The organism is Amycolatopsis sp. YIM 10, from assembly GCF_009429145.1.
Lineage (GTDB): Bacteria > Actinomycetota > Actinomycetes > Mycobacteriales > Pseudonocardiaceae > Amycolatopsis.
This window is the reverse complement of record NZ_CP045480.1, coordinates 9,076,643-9,094,154: the sequence shown is the minus strand read 5'-3', so window position 1 is coordinate 9,094,154 and position 17,512 is coordinate 9,076,643. Positions and strand designations below refer to the sequence as shown.

The 17,512-nt window shown below is 70.5% G+C and carries 16 protein-coding genes; 12 read left to right on the top strand and 4 right to left on the bottom strand.

Annotated features, from left to right (window positions below; genetic code table 11):
• Positions 1–1,743, bottom strand: a complete 1,743-nt coding sequence (locus YIM_RS42075) for a DEAD/DEAH box helicase (protein ID WP_194239925.1) — start codon at positions 1,741–1,743, stop codon at positions 1–3.
• Positions 1,744–1,994: 251 nt separating this feature from the next.
• On the opposite strand from YIM_RS42075, the gene YIM_RS42070 reads away from it, so the two are divergent.
• The 3 genes from YIM_RS42070 (at position 1,995) to YIM_RS42060 (ending at position 4,318) form a co-directional block, all read left to right on the top strand.
• Entirely contained in the window at positions 1,995–2,651 is a 657-nt protein-coding gene (locus YIM_RS42070; RefSeq protein WP_153035667.1) for a ferritin-like fold-containing protein, read from the top strand.
• Positions 2,652–2,695: 44 nt separating this feature from the next.
• Complete coding sequence (locus tag YIM_RS42065; protein WP_153035666.1) at positions 2,696–2,926, top strand: DUF3107 domain-containing protein; 231 nt, start codon at positions 2,696–2,698, stop codon at positions 2,924–2,926.
• 147 nt (positions 2,927–3,073) lie between these two features.
• Positions 3,074–4,318, top strand: coding sequence for an acyltransferase family protein (locus YIM_RS42060; RefSeq protein ID WP_228004357.1), 1,245 nt, complete (start codon positions 3,074–3,076; stop codon positions 4,316–4,318).
• A 144-nt stretch (positions 4,319–4,462) separates the two neighbouring features.
• Here the strand turns inward: YIM_RS42060 and YIM_RS42055 are convergent, their stop codons facing one another.
• Together YIM_RS42055 and YIM_RS42050 are read right to left on the bottom strand one after the other, a co-directional pair.
• Positions 4,463–4,798, bottom strand: coding sequence for a DUF4873 domain-containing protein (locus YIM_RS42055; protein ID WP_153035664.1), 336 nt, complete (start codon positions 4,796–4,798; stop codon positions 4,463–4,465).
• A complete protein-coding gene (locus YIM_RS42050) occupies positions 4,795–5,553 on the bottom strand; it encodes a TetR/AcrR family transcriptional regulator (protein WP_370468920.1) in 759 nt (252 codons plus the stop codon). Before YIM_RS42050 ends, YIM_RS42055 begins: the two co-directional genes overlap by 4 nt.
• A gap of 75 nt (positions 5,554–5,628) precedes the next feature.
• On the opposite strand from YIM_RS42050, the gene YIM_RS42045 reads away from it, so the two are divergent.
• Both YIM_RS42045 and YIM_RS42040 read left to right on the top strand, forming a co-directional pair.
• Positions 5,629–6,534, top strand: coding sequence for a diiron oxygenase (locus tag YIM_RS42045; protein WP_153035662.1), 906 nt, complete (start codon positions 5,629–5,631; stop codon positions 6,532–6,534).
• On the top strand, positions 6,531–7,415 hold the full coding sequence (locus tag YIM_RS42040) for an alpha/beta fold hydrolase (RefSeq protein WP_194239924.1): 885 nt from the start codon (positions 6,531–6,533) through the stop codon (positions 7,413–7,415). The genes YIM_RS42045 and YIM_RS42040 overlap by 4 nt, the downstream gene beginning before the upstream one ends.
• Before the next feature lie 45 nt (positions 7,416–7,460).
• Here the strand turns inward: YIM_RS42040 and YIM_RS42035 are convergent, their stop codons facing one another.
• Entirely contained in the window at positions 7,461–8,090 is a 630-nt protein-coding gene (locus tag YIM_RS42035) for a TetR/AcrR family transcriptional regulator (protein ID WP_153035660.1), read from the bottom strand.
• A gap of 120 nt (positions 8,091–8,210) precedes the next feature.
• Here YIM_RS42035 and YIM_RS42030 point away from each other — a divergent pair, with 120 nt between their 5' ends.
• From YIM_RS42030 to YIM_RS42000, 7 genes are all read left to right on the top strand, one after another.
• Positions 8,211–9,194 (top strand): alpha/beta fold hydrolase, encoded by a 984-nt coding sequence (locus YIM_RS42030; protein ID WP_228004356.1) that lies wholly within the window; start codon positions 8,211–8,213, stop codon positions 9,192–9,194.
• Between the two features lie 80 nt (positions 9,195–9,274).
• The gene (locus YIM_RS42025) at positions 9,275–10,399 is read left to right on the top strand and encodes a DUF3152 domain-containing protein (RefSeq protein WP_153035659.1); all 1,125 of its coding nucleotides are present in this window, start codon (positions 9,275–9,277) and stop codon (positions 10,397–10,399) included.
• A gap of 106 nt (positions 10,400–10,505) precedes the next feature.
• Positions 10,506–11,684, top strand: a complete 1,179-nt coding sequence (gene moeZ, locus YIM_RS42020) for an adenylyltransferase/sulfurtransferase MoeZ (protein WP_153035658.1) — start codon at positions 10,506–10,508, stop codon at positions 11,682–11,684.
• 42 nt (positions 11,685–11,726) lie between these two features.
• Positions 11,727–12,533, top strand: a complete 807-nt coding sequence (locus tag YIM_RS42015) for a TIGR02569 family protein (RefSeq protein ID WP_228004355.1) — start codon at positions 11,727–11,729, stop codon at positions 12,531–12,533.
• A gap of 112 nt (positions 12,534–12,645) precedes the next feature.
• Positions 12,646–14,691, top strand: a complete 2,046-nt coding sequence (locus YIM_RS42010; RefSeq protein WP_194239923.1) for a molybdopterin oxidoreductase family protein — start codon at positions 12,646–12,648, stop codon at positions 14,689–14,691.
• Positions 14,688–16,127: an FAD-dependent oxidoreductase gene (locus tag YIM_RS42005; protein WP_153035657.1), complete on the top strand. Its 1,440-nt coding sequence runs from the start codon at positions 14,688–14,690 to the stop codon at positions 16,125–16,127. Before YIM_RS42010 ends, YIM_RS42005 begins: the two co-directional genes overlap by 4 nt.
• A gap of 17 nt (positions 16,128–16,144) precedes the next feature.
• Positions 16,145–17,488, top strand: a complete 1,344-nt coding sequence (locus YIM_RS42000; protein WP_153035656.1) for a NarK/NasA family nitrate transporter — start codon at positions 16,145–16,147, stop codon at positions 17,486–17,488.
• Positions 17,489–17,512 lie beyond the last annotated feature (24 nt).

Here is a 17,512-nt window from a genome sequence, read left to right as displayed (position 1 = left end):
TCATTCTGCCGAAGCCGGTGTGTCGGCCGTGTTGGCCGGGGCACCGGCGCGGCGGCGGCGACGGCGGCGCGCCGGGCGCTCCCCGTTCTCCCCGGCCGCGGATTCGGGCTTCTCGTTGGTGGCCGAGGCGTCCCCGTTGGGCTTGCTGCCACCGGCACCACGGGTGCGGCGGCGGCGCGGCCGGTCCTCGGTCTTGCCGTCGGCCGGGGCCTCACCGCTGGTCTTGGCGGCGTCAGCGGCCTCGATCTCGGCGGCCGCGTCGGCTCCGCCGCGGGTGCGGCGACGCGGACGGCGGGTGCGCTTGACCGTGGACTCGGTCTCGGAGCGACCGCGGCGCTTGCCGCCGAGGTTCTCCTCCGGCTCGGCCGACAGCCCGGCGCGGGTGCGCTTGGCCAGCGGCAGCCTGCCCGAGGCGTCCTCCGGGATACCGAGGTCGCTGAACAGGTGCTTCGAGGTGGAGTAGGTCTCCACCGGCTCCGGCATGTCCAGGCCGAGCGTGTCCGAGATGAGCTTCCAGCGGGCTTCGTCGTCCCAGTCGACCAGGGTCACCGCGACGCCGGTCTTGCCGGCGCGGCCGGTGCGGCCGATGCGGTGGACGTAGGTCTTCTCGTCCTCGGGCGTCTGGTAGTTGATCACGTGCGTGACGTCGACGACGTCGATGCCGCGAGCGGCGACATCGGTGGCGACGAGCACGTCGACCTTGCCGGAGCGGAACGCGCGCAGCGCCTGCTCACGGGCGCCCTGGCCGAGGTCACCGTGCACGGCCGCGGCGGCGAAGCCGCGCTCGGCCAGCTCGTCGGCGACCTTCTGCGCGGTGCGCTTGGTGCGGGTGAAGATCATGCACAGGCCGCGGCCCTCGGCCTGCAGCACCTTCGCGATCAGCTCGGTCTTGTCCAGCGAGTGCGCCCGGTAGATGAACTGGGTGGTGCGCTCGTGCACCGCGCCGGCGTCGTTCTCCTCGGCGCGGATGTGCGTCGGCTGGGTCAGGAAGGTCCTGGCCAGGGTGATGATCGGGCCCGGCATGGTGGCCGAGAAGAGCATGGTCTGGCGCTCGTCCGGGACCATGCCGAGGATGCGCTCGATGTCCGGCAGGAAGCCGAGGTCGAGCATCTCGTCGGCCTCGTCCAGCACCAGGTTGCGGACCTTGCCCAGCACCAGGTGCTTCTGCTCGGCGAGGTCGAGCAGGCGGCCCGGCGTGCCGATGACCACGTCGATGCCCTTGCGCAGGGCGGCGATCTGCGGCTCGTACGGGCGGCCGCCGTAGATGGCCAGCGTGCGGATGCCCAGGTGCTTGCCGGCGTCGGTGAGGTCGCGGGCGACCTGGAGGCACAGCTCGCGGGTCGGCACCACGATCAGCGCCTGCGGGGTGCCGTCGCCGGGGGTGACGATCCGGTGCAGCAGCGGCACGCCGAAGCCCAGCGTCTTGCCCATGCCGGTGCGGGCCTGGCCGATCAGGTCGTCGCCGGCCATCGCCAGCGGCAGGGTCAGCGACTGGATGGCGAAGGTGCGCTCGATGCCGCTCTCGGCCAGTGCGCGCACGATCTCCGGGCGGACGCCGAACTCGGCGAACGTGGGAGCTTCCGGCTCGACCGGGGCACCGGCCTGGAGCGGGTGGGACGGGTCGGTCTCCGGCAGGCCGGTCTCGCTGTGCTCCAGCGCGACCGGATCGCTACCGGTAGTAATGTTCTCGTCGTGGTTTTCGCTTGCGGTCAGGGTGATCGCCTCTCTCGTACCAGCGCGCACTGCCTGGCGTCGTGACACTCGACCGCGGCCTGGGGCTCGCGGGAATGCCGTCGGTGTGGAGGCGTACGCACACATGTCACCGCTACCCCGGCGCGTCCGCCCCGGTCTTTCCGCCGGGGGATGCGCCATCGTGGTGCGGCAGATCCTCTTGATCCAACGCGAAGTGTACCCCGCCGGATTCCGGAAACGACTACCCGCCGCGCCCGCCACGTGATCTCGGTCACTCGTCGCGGGCGACTACGCTCACGGACGTGACCGACGGAAAAGACAAGATCAGCGAGGGTGTCGTCGATCTGCTGGGGGTGCTCGCGTACGGCGAGCTGTCCGCGTTCGACCGCCTCGCCGAGGACGCGAGATCCGCCCCCACGCTGGGCGGGCGCGCCGCGTTGTCGTGCATGGCGGCGGCCGAGATCGGGCACTACCAGCAGCTGTCGGAGTACCTCTCGCGGCACGGGTTGACGGTGGAGCGGGCGATGGAACCGTTCGTCCGCCCGCTGGACGCCTGGCACGCCTCGACGGCCCCGAAATCGTGGCTGGAATCACTGGTGAAGGCCTACGTCGGCGACGGGCTGGCGGCCGACCTGTACCGCGAGATCGCGCACTGGCTGGACCCGGAGACCAAGGACCTGGTGCTGACCGTGCTCGCCGACACCGGGCACTCGGCCTTCGCCGAGCAGGAGGTGGCGGCGGCCATCCAGGCCGAGCGCACCCAGCGCGACAAGCTGGCCCTGTGGGGGCGGCGGCTGCTGGGCGAGGCACTGACCCAGGCCCAGTACGTGGTGGCCGAGCGTGACGGTCTCGCCGAGCTGATCGTCAGCGGATCGGGTGACCTGTCCGGCATCGCCCAGCTGTTCCGGCGGCTCCAGCAGGGTCACACCAAGAGAATGCAGGTCCTCGGGCTCGGTTAGCCTGGCTGCGTACGTGTTATCCCAGATCCAGGCGGAGGTCCCAGGTGGAGGTCAAGATCGGCATCAAGGACACCCCACGCGAACTCGTGGTGTCCAGCGGCCAGTCCGCCGAGGAGGTGGAGAAGCTGGTGTCGGAGGCGCTGAACGCCGCTGACGGGCTGTTCCGCATCGCCGACGACAAGGGACGCAAGTTCCTGGTGCCCGCCGACCGCATCGCGTACGTCGAGATCGCGCCGAACGACGTGCGCAAGGTCGGTTTTGCCGTCGGCGCATAGTCGCTGACCGGGGGAGGCCGCCAGCGGCTTCCCCCGGAAGTGTTCAAATCGTTGTTTTTGCCACACTCTTAGCTCCATCTCAGCTACGCAGGGCACACTGTTCCGCGGGTTCTGGGGGCCCGCCGGCGGGCGATGCGGAGAAATGAGGTGGACGGCGTCACTTCGGCACAGGCACGCGCCGGCGTGCTCGACGATGCACTTTTGCCTGACCGGCGCGCGCTGCGGCTGACCGGTGTCGACGTCGCCAGGGGCGTCGCGGTGCTCGGCATGTACGCGGTGCACGTCGGACCCCATCCCGCGCACGGCGGCCTGAACCTGGCGTTCCTGCCGTTCGAAGGCCGGTCCGCGGCGTTGTTCGCGGTGCTCGCCGGGGTGTCGATAGCGCTGATGTCCGGCGGTGAGGTGCCCAAGACCGGGCGGCCGTGGGCCCAGGTGGTGCTGCGGCTGCTGACCAGGGCCCCGCTGCTGGTCGCGCTCGGGCTGTTCCTGACCAACCTGCACACCGGTTACCTGATCATCCTGGCCTACTACGGGGCCTGTTTTGTGCTGGCGATCCCGTTCCTGCGGCTCGGCATCCCGGCGCTGATCGCCGGGGCCGCGTTCTGCGCCACGGTGATGCCGTTCCTGTCGTTCGCCATCCGGTCGCACATCGCACCGCGTGATCTGGTGCTGTGGATCCCGGACGCCACGATCGAGACGTTCAGCACCGCGTCGTTCGACTACATCCTGCAGGTGCTGCTGCTGACCGGGACGTTCCCGGCGGTGAGCCTGATGGCCTACATCTTCGCCGGCATGGCGATCGGGCGGATGAACCTGCGCTCGGAGCTGGTCTGCCGCCGGCTGGTGGCCGGTGGCGCGATCACCGCGGCCGTCGCGTACACGACGTCCTGGCTGGCCACGGACGTGCTCGGCGGGCGCGAGGAGATCTACCGCTCGCTGATCCCGGCGGCGGGCGCGGCCGGGATGAGCCCGGCGGAGTTCTACGAGCAGAACGTGAACCAGTCGTTCGGCACGCCGCCGACCACCACGCTGGCCTGGGAGTTCGTCGCGAACGGACACTCGTACACGCCGTTCGACCTGGTTGGCTGCATCGGCATCTCGGCGGCCGCGATCGGCGGCTGCATGCTGCTGGCGCGACGGCACGGCAGGCTGCTGCGGCCCATCGCGGACCTGGGCTCGATCGCGCTGACCGCGTACGCCGCGCACTTCGTGGCGATCTGGTGGTTCTTCCGGGAGAAGGACGCGTTCAGCCTGACGCACTGGCTGTGGTTCGGTGGCGTGGCGGTGGTTTTCGCGGTGGCGTGGAAGAAGTGGATCGGGCGGGGGCCGTTGGAGTGGGTGCTGCATCAGGCGTCGCGGTGGCCGGGGAAGTTGATTCCGAAGCGGTCTTGATTGTGGCTGCTGGGGCTTGATGGGGCGCCACCCCGGTTTTCAGTGTGTTTTGGCTGCGGACCTGGGTGGCTGTGGTGGGGATTGGGCCCCCGGCTGCCGGTTTGTGTCCCGGTTGCTGGTTTGGTGCCCCGGTTGCCGTGAAAGCTAGGCGGTGGCGGCTTCGATTTCGGACAGCGACTTCGGGACGTGGAACGGTGGGGTGCTGGTGCCCATGACGCGGTAGCGGTCCCAGGTGTCCGGATCGGACAGTTCGCACGGGGCCGAGCCTTCCGGGGTGCGGATCTCCGCCTTCGTTTTCCTGCCACCCAGCAAAGTGGACAGTTCCGGGGAAGCGGTGATCCGGCCGTACCAGTGGTAGTAACCGTCGATCGGCTGGAAGTGGCCTCGCAGCTGGACCCGCACCGCCAGTTCCGTCTCGCCGACCACCAGTGTGGCGTCGCCGGTGTAGCCGTCTTCGTCGTCGTGTTCGTGCTCGCTCACGCCGTTTCGTCCTTTCCCCGTACCAGTTGCACGACCTTGTTCTGCTCCAGTGGCAGGTTCGGGTCGACCACCACGCCCCGCTGGCGCAGCAGTCCGTCGATCGCCGCCCAGATCAGCTGGGTCAGGTATTCGACCACGCTGTCCCGGCTCATCGACCGTCGCTCCAGCCACCACTCGCCGGTGTTCTGCACCAGGCCGACGATCCCGTGCGCCCACGGTTCCGCGGCGCCCGAATCCATGTTGAACATCCGCATGTAGTCACCGAGCAACGCGGTCAGCGCGGTCGCGATGAGTTCCTTGTCCTCCGCCACCACGTCCGAATCCACCGGCTTGTCCGGCCACGACCCGCGCGCCAGCAGGCGGTACAGGTTCGGGTGCTCCTCGATCACGCCGAAGAAGGCGTCCAGCGCCATGCGGATCCGGGGCAACGGCGCGAGTTCGGCGTTGATCGCCGGGATCAACCGCTCGAACAGGATGTTCGTGCCGCGCTGGCCGAGCGCCACAAAAAGATCAGCCTTGTCCTCGAAGTGCCGGTACAGCACCGGCTTGGTCACCCCGGCCTCCGCGGCGACGTCCTCCATGCCGAGGTCGGGACCGTGCTGGTCGAGCGCCCGCAGCGCGGCCTCGACGAACTCCGCGCGCCGCGCGATGCGGTGCTTGCGCCAGCGATCGCGCCGGGCGTCCCCGGTGTCCGGCTCCCCGGCGGCGGGCTGCTTGCTGGCTTGCTTGCTGTTGCGCTTGACACGGCCGACCATGTCTCGCATGCTACCAGAGGTAACTGTTACCTCAAGTTACACACAAGTGCGGGTGTGTGGAAGGCAGGGTCGGCAATGACGCGGACGCTCAAGGACGCGGGTCGGGAAAAGACCGCGGAACGACTGCTCAAGTCTTCGGCGAACAAGTTCTACGACCCCGACGTCGACATCGACTGGGACGCGCCACTGGTGCCGGGCAAGCACTACATCCCGGAGCACCGCTCCAGCCTCTACGGCACGGACCTGTGGCGGAAGCTGACCCCGGAGCAGCGGATCGAGCTGGGCAAGCACGAGATCGCCAGTGTCGCGACCACCGGGCTCTGGTTCGAGATCCTGCTGATGCAGATGCTGCTCAAGGAGGTCTACGAGACGGACCCGACCACCAGCCACGCGCAGTACGCGCTGACCGAGGTGGCCGACGAGTGCCGTCACTCGACCATGTTCGCGCGGCTGGCCGACCGGATCGGCTGCCCGGCGTACGGGCCGGTGCCCGCGCTGCGCCAGCTGGCCAAGCTGCTGCCCGCGATCAGCTACGGGCCAGCCCGCTACGGCGCCATCCTGGTCGCCGAGGAGGTGCTGGACCGGCTGCAGCGCGAGCAGATGAACGACCCGGAGATCCAGCCGCTGGTGCGCATGGTGAACCGGATCCACGTGCTGGAGGAAGCCCGCCACGTGACCTTCGCGCGGGAGGAGGTCACCCGCGGCATGGCCAAGCTGAACCGCGCGGAGCTGGTCTACCAGCAGTTCCTGATCGCGCTGATCTCCTACTTCGTCACCAGGGCGTTCATCAATCCCCACGTCTACAAGGCGGTCGGCATCCGGCCGCGTGACGGGGTCGAGGCCGCGCTGAACAACCCGAACTGGCAGCAGACCATCGCCTACGCGGGCGAGAAGATCATGCCGTTCCTGCAGGACGCCGGCCTGATCGGCAAACCGGGGATGTACTTCTGGAAGAAGTCCTTCCTCCTGCCGGCCAAGTGAGCGCGCGCGAGTACGTCACCGCCGACGGCACGCGGCTCCACCTGGAGCTGAGCGGGCCGGAGGACGCCGCGGTGACGCTGGTGCTGGTGCACGGCTGGACGCAGGACCTGACCTGCTGGGAGCCGGTGGTCCAGCGGCTGCCGGGGCAGCGGCTGCTGCGGTACGACCACCGCGGGCACGGCCGGTCGGCGCCCGCGACCAAAACGACGGCGACGATCGAGCAGATCGCCGACGACCTGGCCGAAGTGCTGGAAACCGTGGTGCCGGACGGCAAGCTGGTGCTCGCCGGGCATTCGATGGGCGGCATGACGATCATGGCGCTGGCCGAGCGCCACCCGGAACTGGTGTCGAGCCGGGTCGCCGGGGTGGCCTTCGTGGCCACCTCGTCCGGTGAGATGAACCAGCTCACCCTTGGCCTTCCCGGCCTCGCCGGGCGAGGGGTGCCCAGGGTGGAACCGCGGGTGCGGAACCTGCTCGAACGGCGGCGCAAGGACACCCTGCCCGGTACGCCGGGCTTCCTGGCGCCGTTCACGCGGTGGCTCGCGTTCGGGCGGGGAGCGGCACGGGCCGACGTGCTGGACGTCGCGGCACAGGCCCTGCGCGCGCACCCCGCGAGCATCGCCGGCTTCCTGGAGGCGATCACGCGGCACGACCGCCGGCTCGCGCTGGCCGCGCTCCGCGGCACGCCGGCGGTCGTGCTCGCCGGGCAGCTGGACCGGTTGTGCCCGGTCCCGCACGCCAGGGTGATCGCGGACGAGCTGCCGGAGGCGGAGTTCGTCTACTTCCCGAAGGCGGGGCACATGCTGCCCTACGAACGCGCCGACGAGGTGGCCGCGCGCATCCGGGCGCTGCTGAAGGTCCCGGTGCTCGCCGGGGTCTGAGAGGTCGTGGGGGTCAGGGCGGTGTGGCACCGCCCTGACCTCACCTCACGAGTGCTGCAGGGGGAAGCCGGCGCCGATGCCGCGCCAGGCCAGGGTGGAGGTCAGCGCGACCGCCTCCTCGCGGCTGATCGAGCTGTGGTTGGCCAGCCAGAACCGGGCGCTGACCTGGCTCAGCCCGACCAGTCCGACGGCCAGCAGGCGGGCGCGGTCCTCGTCGAGACCGGCGTCCGAGGTGATCGTCTCGGTGATCGCGTCCACGCTCGCCGAGGTCGCCCTGTCCACCGCCTGCTGCACGGCGGGCTCGCCGCGCAGGTCGGATTCGAAGATCATCCGGAACGCGCCGGCGTCGCCGTTGACGAAGTCGAAGAAGGCGCCGACCGTGGCCGGAACGCGCTGCTTGTTGTCCGTGGTGGAGTCCAGCGCCGCGCGCACCCGCCGCACCAGCTCGTCGACGTGGCTCTCCAGCAGCGCGATGTAGAGGTCGAGCTTGCCGGGGAAGTGCTGGTAGAGCACGGGCTTGCTGACCCCGGCCTGCTCGGCGATCTCGTCCATCGCCGCCGCGTGGTAGCCGTTGGCGGCGAACACCCGCTGGGCGGCGGTCAGCAGCTGGGCCCGCCGTTCCGTGCGAGGCAGCCGCACCTGCGTCCGCGGGGTGCTTTGAGCCGCTTCCGTCATCAGTCCCTCCAGACCATCTCGCTTCGCGCGGGGGTCACCACGGCCGAAGCGTCCCCCTGACATTACTCGTCGGTACTGATCGAACGCCAAGCGTCCGGCCAGATCAGGCATTCTGGAGCAGTGCCGCCGACTACCCCCAACGGCAGAACGCCGATCACCCATGTGCCGCTGAGCACCACCCCGCTGCCGCCGCTCGACCCGCACGTGGAGCCGTGGCCAGGCAAAACCGAGGAAATCGGCGGCGTCGGGCTGCACCTGCGCCGGACGCCGGGCGCGGACGGCACGGTCGCGGTCTACGTCCACGGGCTCGGCGGTTCGTCGACGAACTGGACCGAGCTGGCCGCCCTGCTCGCGCCCGCGGCCACCGGGATCGCGGTCGACCTGCCCGGGTTCGGCTTCTCCGAGCCGCCCTCGGAGTTCGACTTCGGCCTCAACTCGCACGCCGCGCTGCTCGCCGAGTTCCTCGACGGGCTCGGCAAGGGCCCGGTGCACCTGCTGGGCAACTCGATGGGCGGGGCGATCGCGCTGCTGGTGGCCGCGCGGCGGCCGGAGCTGGTGCGCACGCTGACGTTGATCTCACCGGCCATGCCGGACCGGCGGGTCGACCACCGGCGGCTGTCCGACCCGCGGATGGCGCTGGCCTACCTGCCGTTCGTCGGCAAGCGGGTCCGCCGCGCGCTGGCCGCGCTCGGCCCGGAGGAACGCGCGAAGCAGGTGATCAAGCTGTGCTTCGCCGATCCGGCGGCCTTCTCCGAGCGGCGGCTCGCCGAACTCGCCGAGGAGCACAGCGCGCGGGCCGAGTTCGCCTGGGCCGCGCCCGCGATGGCCCGCAGCACCTTCGGCATCTTCCGCGCCTGGTTCAGCCGGGGCCCGGCCTCGCTGTGGGCGGCGGCGGCCGAGGTGACCGTGCCGACGCTGGTCGTGTGGGGTGAGAAGGACCGGGTGATTTCGGTGCGGCGTGCATCACGGACGGCGACACTGATGCCGCGTGCGCGTCTACTCGTCCTGCCACGAACGGGCCATGTGGCCCAGATGGAACGCCCGAATACCGTAGCGAAGGCCGTGCTGGGTATGTGGGAGCGTGTCGAAGCAGATCGCTGGTAACCCGTTCGGGTGAGGGATTTCCGGGGTGTCGGGCGCCGGTCGGCGACGGCATAACGTTTTGGATATGGCACCCTGGACGCGTGGCGAACCGGGTGACGAATGGCGCGCGAGGCGGCGGTGAACGGTCGCCGCACTCCTCGTCGGCCCGTCGTTCCGACCGCTACGGCAGCTACCACACGGGCAGCGGACGAGCCGTTCGCGCCGGTGAGGAGCGCTACCGCCCCGGTTCCCGGCGCACCGCCGCGGAGCCGCTGAGCGCGTCGTGGCGCCCCCGTGAGGAGGAGCCGCAGCCCGCGCCGAAGCGCGGCAAGGTCGGCAAGCTGACCAAGACCTACGGCTGGCGCGTGTACGCCCTGCCGGTACTGGCCGTGGTGACCGCGCTGGTGGTCTTCGACACAGCGACCAGCCCGCCGGAGACGCCCCCGGCCGAGCAGACCTCGACCACGCTGGCCGGTGGCGAGGGCTCCGGTACCAACGGCGAGGGCGAGGCCGCGCCCGCCGGCGCCGAGCTGCCCGCCCCGCAGGCCGACCTGAACATCCCGACCGCCGACCTGCCGGAGGGCAAGCCGTACGCGCAGAAGGGCGAAGGCACCTGGCACGTGGTGCCCGGCAAGTCGGAACCGTTCGGCAGCGGCGGCAAGCTGTGGAAGTACACGATCGAGATCGAGGACGGCATCCCGCCGGACGACATCGGTGGTGAGGACACCTTCGCGAACACCGTGCAGGGCATCCTCTCCGAGGACCCGCGCGGCTGGGCCGGCAGCGGGCAGCTGCGGCTGCAGCGGGTGGACAACAGCGACCCGACCGCCGACTTCAAGGTCGCGCTGACCACTTCGGACACCGCGAAACGGGTGTGCGGTTCGTCCATCCCGTACGAGGCCTCGTGCCGCAAGGGTGACACCAAGCAGGTGGTGATCAACCTCGCCCGCTGGGTGCGCGGCGCCAAGGCGTTCAGCTCGGACCTGCTGGCCTACCGCGAGTACGCGATCAACCACGAGGTCGGGCACGCGCTGGGCCACGGGCACATCGGCTGCGGCAAGGACGGCGACCTGGCGCCGGTGATGATGCAGCAGAGCTTCGGCGTGGCCAACGACTACGTGGCCAAGCTGAACAACGTGCCCGGCGGCGACCGGAACTCGGTGCCCGCCGACGGCAAGGTCTGCAAGCCGAACAGCTACCCGAACCCGGGGGCGCAGGCGGGCTGACCGCAACCCCTTCCCACCAGGTGGACCGGGGGAAGACCGGGCGGCGGGAGTGCGTTAGGCATAGTGGTACGCGAGAACGCCGCGCGAAGTATGGAGGTCCACCACGATGTCAGGTACGCTGCCGCCGCTCGTCGAGCCGGCCGCCGAGCTCACCAAGGACGAGGTGGCCCGCTACAGCCGTCACCTGATCATCCCGGATGTCGGGATGGACGGGCAGAAGCGGCTCAAGAACGCCAAGGTGCTGGTCATCGGCGCCGGCGGACTGGGCAGCCCGGCCCTGCTGTACCTGGCCGCGGCCGGGGTCGGCACGCTGGGCATCGTCGACTTCGACGTGGTCGACGAGTCGAACCTCCAGCGCCAGGTGATCCACGGGCAGAGCGACGTCGGCAAGCTGAAGGCCGCCTCCGCCCAGGAGTCGCTGGCCGAGACCAATCCGAACGTGAAGGTCCACCTGCACACCGAGCGGCTGGAGAGCTCGAACGCGCTGGACATCTTCCGCGACTACGACCTGATCGTCGACGGCACGGACAACTTCGCCACCCGCTACCTGGTCAACGACGCCGCGGTGATCCTCGGCAAGCCGTACGTCTGGGGCTCGATCTTCCGGTTCGAGGGCCAGGTCAGCGTGTTCTGGGAGGACGCGCCGAACGGCAAGGGGCTGAACTACCGCGACCTCTACCCCGAGCCGCCGCCGCCCGGCATGGTGCCCTCGTGCGCCGAGGGCGGGGTGCTCGGCGTGCTGTGCGCCTCGATCGGCTCGATCATGGTGAACGAGGCGATCAAGCTGATCACCGGCATCGGTGAGCCGCTGCTCGGCCGCCTGATCAGCTACGACGCGCTGGAGATGCGGTACCGCGAGGTCAAGATCCGCAAGGACCCGGACACGCCGAAGATCACCGAGCTGATCGACTACGAGGCGTTCTGCGGGGTGGTCTCCGACGAGGCGCAGCAGGCCGCGTCGAACAGCACGATCACCGCGGCCGAGCTGAAGGCCAAGTTCGACAACGGCGAGAACTTCGAGCTGATCGACGTCCGCGAGCCGCACGAGTACGAGATCGTGAACATCAAGGGCGCGAAGCTGATCCCGAAGGACCGGATCCTGTCCGGGGAGGCGCTGGCCGAACTGCCGCAGGACAAGCCGATCGTGCTGCACTGCAAGTCGGGCGCGCGCTCGGCGGAGGCACTGGCGGCGCTGCACCAGGCCGGGTTCAAGGATGCCACGCACCTCGGTGGCGGGGTGCTCGCGTGGGCGCGGCAGGTCGACCCGAGTCTGCCGACCTACTAAGGATCCCTTGATCCCGCGCGTCAGCGCGATAGCGTGCGGGATGTGACCGCACCGGCCCCGAGACGCCAGCCCCCGCCGCCGCACGCCATGGCGGCGTTCGGGGCGAAGGGCGCCGAACCGGAGCCGATGCCGTCCGGACTGGGCTGGCGCTGCGGTGACCTGGTGCTCAAGCCGGTGCACGACCGCGCGCGAACGCTGTGGCAGGCCCGCACGATGGAGCGCATCTCGCTGCCGGACGTGCGGGTCGCCCGGCCGGTCCGGTCCACCGACGGCCGGTCGATCGTGGCGGGCTGGACGGCGTGCCGGTTCATCTCCGGCACGCCGCAGCCGCGCTACGACGAACTGGTGCTGGCCGCGGTGAAGCTGCACCAGGCGACCGCGGACGAGCCGCGGCCGGACTTCCTGGCCGGGCGCCGCGACGTCTACGCGATCGCCGACCGGATGGCTTGGGAAGAACTCGAACCCGAGCTGGACGAGAAGAAGGGCGGCGGCTGGTTCGAGGTGCTCGCCGGCGCACGCCGCCCGGTGCACGGACCGGACCAGCTGGTGCACGGCGAGCTGTTCGGCCGGGTCCTCTTCGACGGGGACGAACCGCCCGGCATCGTCGACTTCGAACCGTACTTCCGGCCCGCCGAATGGGGCGCCGCGGTGGCCACCGTGGACGCGCTCGCCTGGGGCGGGGCCGACTCGCAACTCCTGCAACGCTGGGCACATCTGCCCGAGTGGCCGCAGCTTGTGTTGCGCGCCACACTGTTCCGGCTGGCGATCATCGCACTGGACCCGGATTTCACCCCGTCTTCCCTTGATGGCCTGCGGGTTGCCGCCCGTGAGGTCAGCGCGCTGCTCTGAAACTTCACCGTCACCGGCCCGCAATCGTCCGGGCAATGTCAAACGCCTGAAACATTTGGTCGTATTCGAGTAACAAGCGCTCCTTACCGTCAGGACAGGCGGAAGGAGGCCGATGACCGCGATCAGCGAGCCGGTGACCAGCACTGCGACACACTGTCCGTACTGCGCGCTGCAGTGCGCGATGGCGGTGCGCGGCACCGAAACCGCCCCGGCGGGCGAGGGCGGGCTCTGCCAGAAGGGCTGGACCGCGGGCAGTCTGCTGCGTTCCCCGGCCCGCCTGACCACCCCGCTGATCCGCGTCGACGGCGAACTGCGCCCGGCGAGCTGGGACGCGGCGCTCGACCTGGTCGCCACCCGATTGGCGGAGTTGAAGCGGGAGCACGGCGCGGACGCGAACGCGGTGTTCGGCGGCGGCGGGCTGACCAACGAAAAGGCCTACCTGCTGGGGAAGTTCGCGCGCGTCGCGCTCGGCACCTCGCAGGTCGACTACAACGGCCGGTTCTGCATGTCCTCGGCGGCCGCGGCCGGGATGCGCGCGTTCGGCCTCGACCGCGGCCTGCCGTTCCCGCTGGAGGACCTCGCCGAGGCGGACGCGATCCTGCTCGTCGGCTCGAACCCGGCCGAGACCATGCCGCCGTTCGCGCGGTACCTCAAGCGCGGGCTGATCGTGGTCGACCCCCGGCGCACGCCGACCGCCGAGCTGGCCGAACTGCACCTGCAACCGGCTCCCGGCACGGATCTGGCGCTGGCACTGGGCATCCTGCACGCGGTGGTGGCCGACGGCCGGCTCAATCAGTCCTATGTGGACGAACGTACCACGGGTTTCGAAGCGGTGTGGCGGATCGCGGCGGCGTGGTGGCCGGAACGGGTCGAGCGGATCACCGGGGTGTCGGCCGCCGACCAGCGCGCGGTCGCCGCGCGGCTGGCGAATGCACGCAACGCGTACATCCTCACCGCGCGCGGTACCGAGCAACACGCCAGCGGCGCCGACATGGTCAGCGCGTGGATCAACCTGGCCCTGTCACTGGGACTTCCCGGCCGCGCCGGGTCGGGCTTCGGTTGCCTGACCGGGCAGGGCAACGGGCAGGGCGGCCGTGAGCACGGGCAGAAGGCCGACCAGCTGCCCGGGTACCGGCGCATCGACGACCCCGCCGCGCGGGCGCACGTGGCCGGGGTGTGGGGCGTGTCACCGGAATCGCTGCCCGGTCCCGGCCGCTCCGCCTACGAACTGCTCGACGCGCTGGGCACCGAGAACGGTCCGCGCGGGCTGCTGGTCTTCGGCAGCAACGTGCTGGTGTCCGCGCCGCGGTCGGCGCGCGTCGCCGACCGGCTCGGTGCGCTGGACTTCCTGGTGGTGGCCGATCTGGTGCTGTCCGAAACGGCCGCGCTCGCCGACGTTGTGCTGCCCATCACGCAGTGGGCCGAGGAGGAGGGCACGATGACCAACATCGAGGGGCGGGTGTTGTTGCGCCGCCGCGCGATCGATCCGCCCGAAGGCGTCCGCACCGATCTCGACGTGCTGTCCGGCCTGGCGAGCAGGCTCGGGCAACCCGGCGGGCGGTTCCCGGTGGACGCCGAAACCGTCTTCGACGAACTCCGTGCCGCCTCGAAGGGCGGTCTCGCCGACTACTCCGGGGTGACCTACGACCGGCTGCGTGCCGGGGAACGGCTGCACTGGCCGGTGCCCGAGCGGGACCACCCCGGGTCCCCGCGCGTGTTCCTCGACCGCTTCGCGCACGCCGACGGCCGGGCGCGGTTCCACGCGGTCGACCACCGCGGTCCCGCCGAGCCGACGGACGACGAGTTTCCCTTGCAGGCCACCACGGGCCGCGTGCTCCAGCACTACCAGTCGGGCGCGCAGACGCGGCTGGTCGACGAGCTGAACGACGCCGTGCCCGAGGCCTTCGTCGAGGTGCACCCGGACACCGCCGCGCGGGCCGGACTGGCCGACGGCGACTGGGCCGAGGTCGAATCCCGGCGAGGTGCGGTCCAGGCTCGCGTCCGCTGCGTCTCGTCGATGCGACCGGACCTGGTGTTCCTGCCCTTCCACTTTCCCGGGGCGCAGCGGGCGAACCTGCTGACCAATCCGGCGCTCGACCCGACCAGCCGCATGCCGGAGTTCAAGGTGTGCGCGGTCCGGCTGGCGGGTGTGCGATGACCCGCGACGTGGTGGTGATCGGCTACGGCATGGCCGGGGCCAGGGTCGCCGAGGAGATCCGGCGCCGCGACCCCGCCGGGGCCAGGGTTTCGCTGACGGTGATCGGCGCGGAGAGCTACCCGGCCTACAACCGGGTCCTGCTCTCCGGTGTGGTCGCGGGCACCATGCGCCCGGAGTCGGTGTGGCTGCACGACAACGAGTGGGCCAAGGAGAACGACGTCGACCTGCGGCTGGGGACCGCGGTGGCGCGGATCGACCGGACGGCCCGCCGGATCGAGCTGGCCGACGGGTCCACAGTGGACTGCGACGCGCTGGTGCTGGCCACCGGTGCCAAGCCGTGGCTGCCGCCGGTCGAAGGACTGACCACGGACAACGGGGAGCCCTCGCCGGGTGTGGTCCCGTTCCGCACCCTCGCCGACTGCGAACGCATCATCGACGCGGCCAACATCGGCGCGCCGGTGGCGGTGCTCGGCGGCGGGCTGCTCGGCCTTGAGGCCGCGCGCGGACTGGCCGGGCGCGGGAACCTGGTCACCGTGGTGCACCCGGTCGGGCACCTGATGGAACGCCAGCTCGACCCGGAAGGCGGCCGGGTGCTCGCGGAAACCCTGCGAGGACTGGGCATCGAGTTCAAGCTCGGCGCGACGGCGGCGCGTTACCTGCCCGGCGACGGGCTCAAGCTGGACGACGGTTCGTACGTCCAGGCGGATCTGGTGGTGGTCTCGGCCGGGGTGCGCGCGGATGTCGCGCTCGCCACGGAAGCCGGGCTCGCCGTGGACCGCGGTGTGCTCGTCGACGACTCCCTGCGCACCAGCGACGGCCGGGTGTTCGCCATCGGTGACTGCGCCCAGCACCCCGGCACGGTGTCCGGACTGGTGCAACCCGCCTGGGAACAGGCGGCCGTGGTGGCCGATCTGGTCACCGGCGAGAACACCGCCACCCGCTACCGGGGCACCCCGGTGGTGACCAGGCTCAAGGCTCGCGGGGTCGACCTGGCGGCGTTCGGCGATACCGAAGCCGCCGGTGCCGAGGTGCTCAGCGTGTCCGACTCGACCCGGGGCCGGTACGCGAAACTGCTGGTGCGTGAGGAAAAGGTGGCGGGCGCGATCGTGCTCGGCCTGCCCGACGCGGCGGCGAACCTGACCCAGCTCTACGACCGCGGTGCCCGGCTCCCCGAGGACAAGCTCGCGCTGCTGCTCGGCCGCGCGCTGCCCGGTCCCGGTGAAGCGGCGGCGCCGTCGGTGAACCCGGCCAACCTGCCCGCCACCGCGGTGGTCTGCCGCTGCAACTCGGTGACCAAGGGGCGGCTGGTCGAGCAGTGGCGGGCGGGTGCCACCGATGTGCCCGCGCTGGCCGCGGCGACCAGGGCGACCACCGGCTGCGGTGGCTGTGCCGATGCCGTGCGGGGCATCGCCGGCTGGCTGGCCGAAACCTCCTGAACGGCGAAAGGCAACACATGCGGACAAAACGCTGGATACAGCACTGGGAACCGGAGAACGCGGAGTTCTGGGAGACCACCGGCAAGCGGGTGGCCCGGCGGAACCTGTGGTTCTCCATCTTCGCCGAGCACGTCGGCTTCTCCATCTGGACCCTCTGGTCGGTGATGGTGCTGTTCATGGGGCCGCAGTACGGTTTCTCGGCGGCGGACAAGTTCCTGCTGGTGTCCACCCCGACCGTGGTCGGCGGGCTGATGCGCCTGCCGTACACCTTCGCGGTGGCCAAGTTCGGCGGTCGCAACTGGACGGTGATCAGCGCGGCGCTGCTGGTGGTGCCGACCACGCTGGCCGCGATCGTGATGGAGCCGGGGACATCGCTGGGCACCTTCCTGCTGGTCGCCGCGCTCGGCGGGGTCGGCGGCGGGAACTTCGCCTCCTCGATGACCAACATCAACACCTTCTACCCGGAACGGCTCAAGGGCTGGGCGCTCGGGCTGAACGCGGGCGGCGGCAATCTTGGCGTGGCGGCGATCCAGCTGGTCGGCCTGCTGGTGATCGGCACCGCCGGCGCGATGGCGCCGCGGCTGGTGCTGTTCATCTACCTGCCGCTGATCGTGCTGGCCGCGCTGCTCGCGTACCTGTACATGGACAACCTGGCCAGCGTGCGCGGCGACACCAAGGCCATGCGCGAAGTGGTCAGGGACAAGCACACCTGGGTGATGTCCTTCCTCTACATCGGCACCTTCGGCTCGTTCATCGGCTACAGCTTCGCCTTCGGCCTGGTGCTGCAGAACCAGTTCGGCCGCACGCCGCTGCAGGCCGCCGCGGTGACCTTTCTCGGCCCGCTGATCGGTTCGCTGATCCGGCCGGTCGGTGGCACGCTGGCCGACCGGATCGGCGGCGCGAAGGTGACCCTGTGGACCTTCGGCGGCATGGCGATCGCCGCGACGGGCGCGATCGCCGCGTCCAACGCAAAGTCGCTGGCCATGTTCACCATCGCCTTCATCGTGTTGTTCGTGCTTTCCGGTATCGGCAACGGTTCCACCTACAAGATGATCCCGGCGATCTTCCGCGCCAAGGCGCAGTCGGCCATCGAAACCGGTGCGTCCGAGACGGTCGAACTGCTGCGGGCGCGGCGCCTGTCCGGTGCGCTGATCGGCCTGGCCGGGGCGATCGGCGCGATCGGCGGGCTGTTCATCAACCTGGCCTTCCGGGCCTCCTTCGCCGGTACCGGTGGCGGAGTCCCCGCGTTTGTCGCGTTCACCGCGTTCTACCTCGTCTGTGCCGGCGTGACCTGGGCCGTCTACCTGCGCCGTGCAGGCGTGCGTTCGCCGAGCCCCGCCCTGGCCGGGGCCGAGGTCTGAGGAACTGTGTTTTCTGTGGGAGGA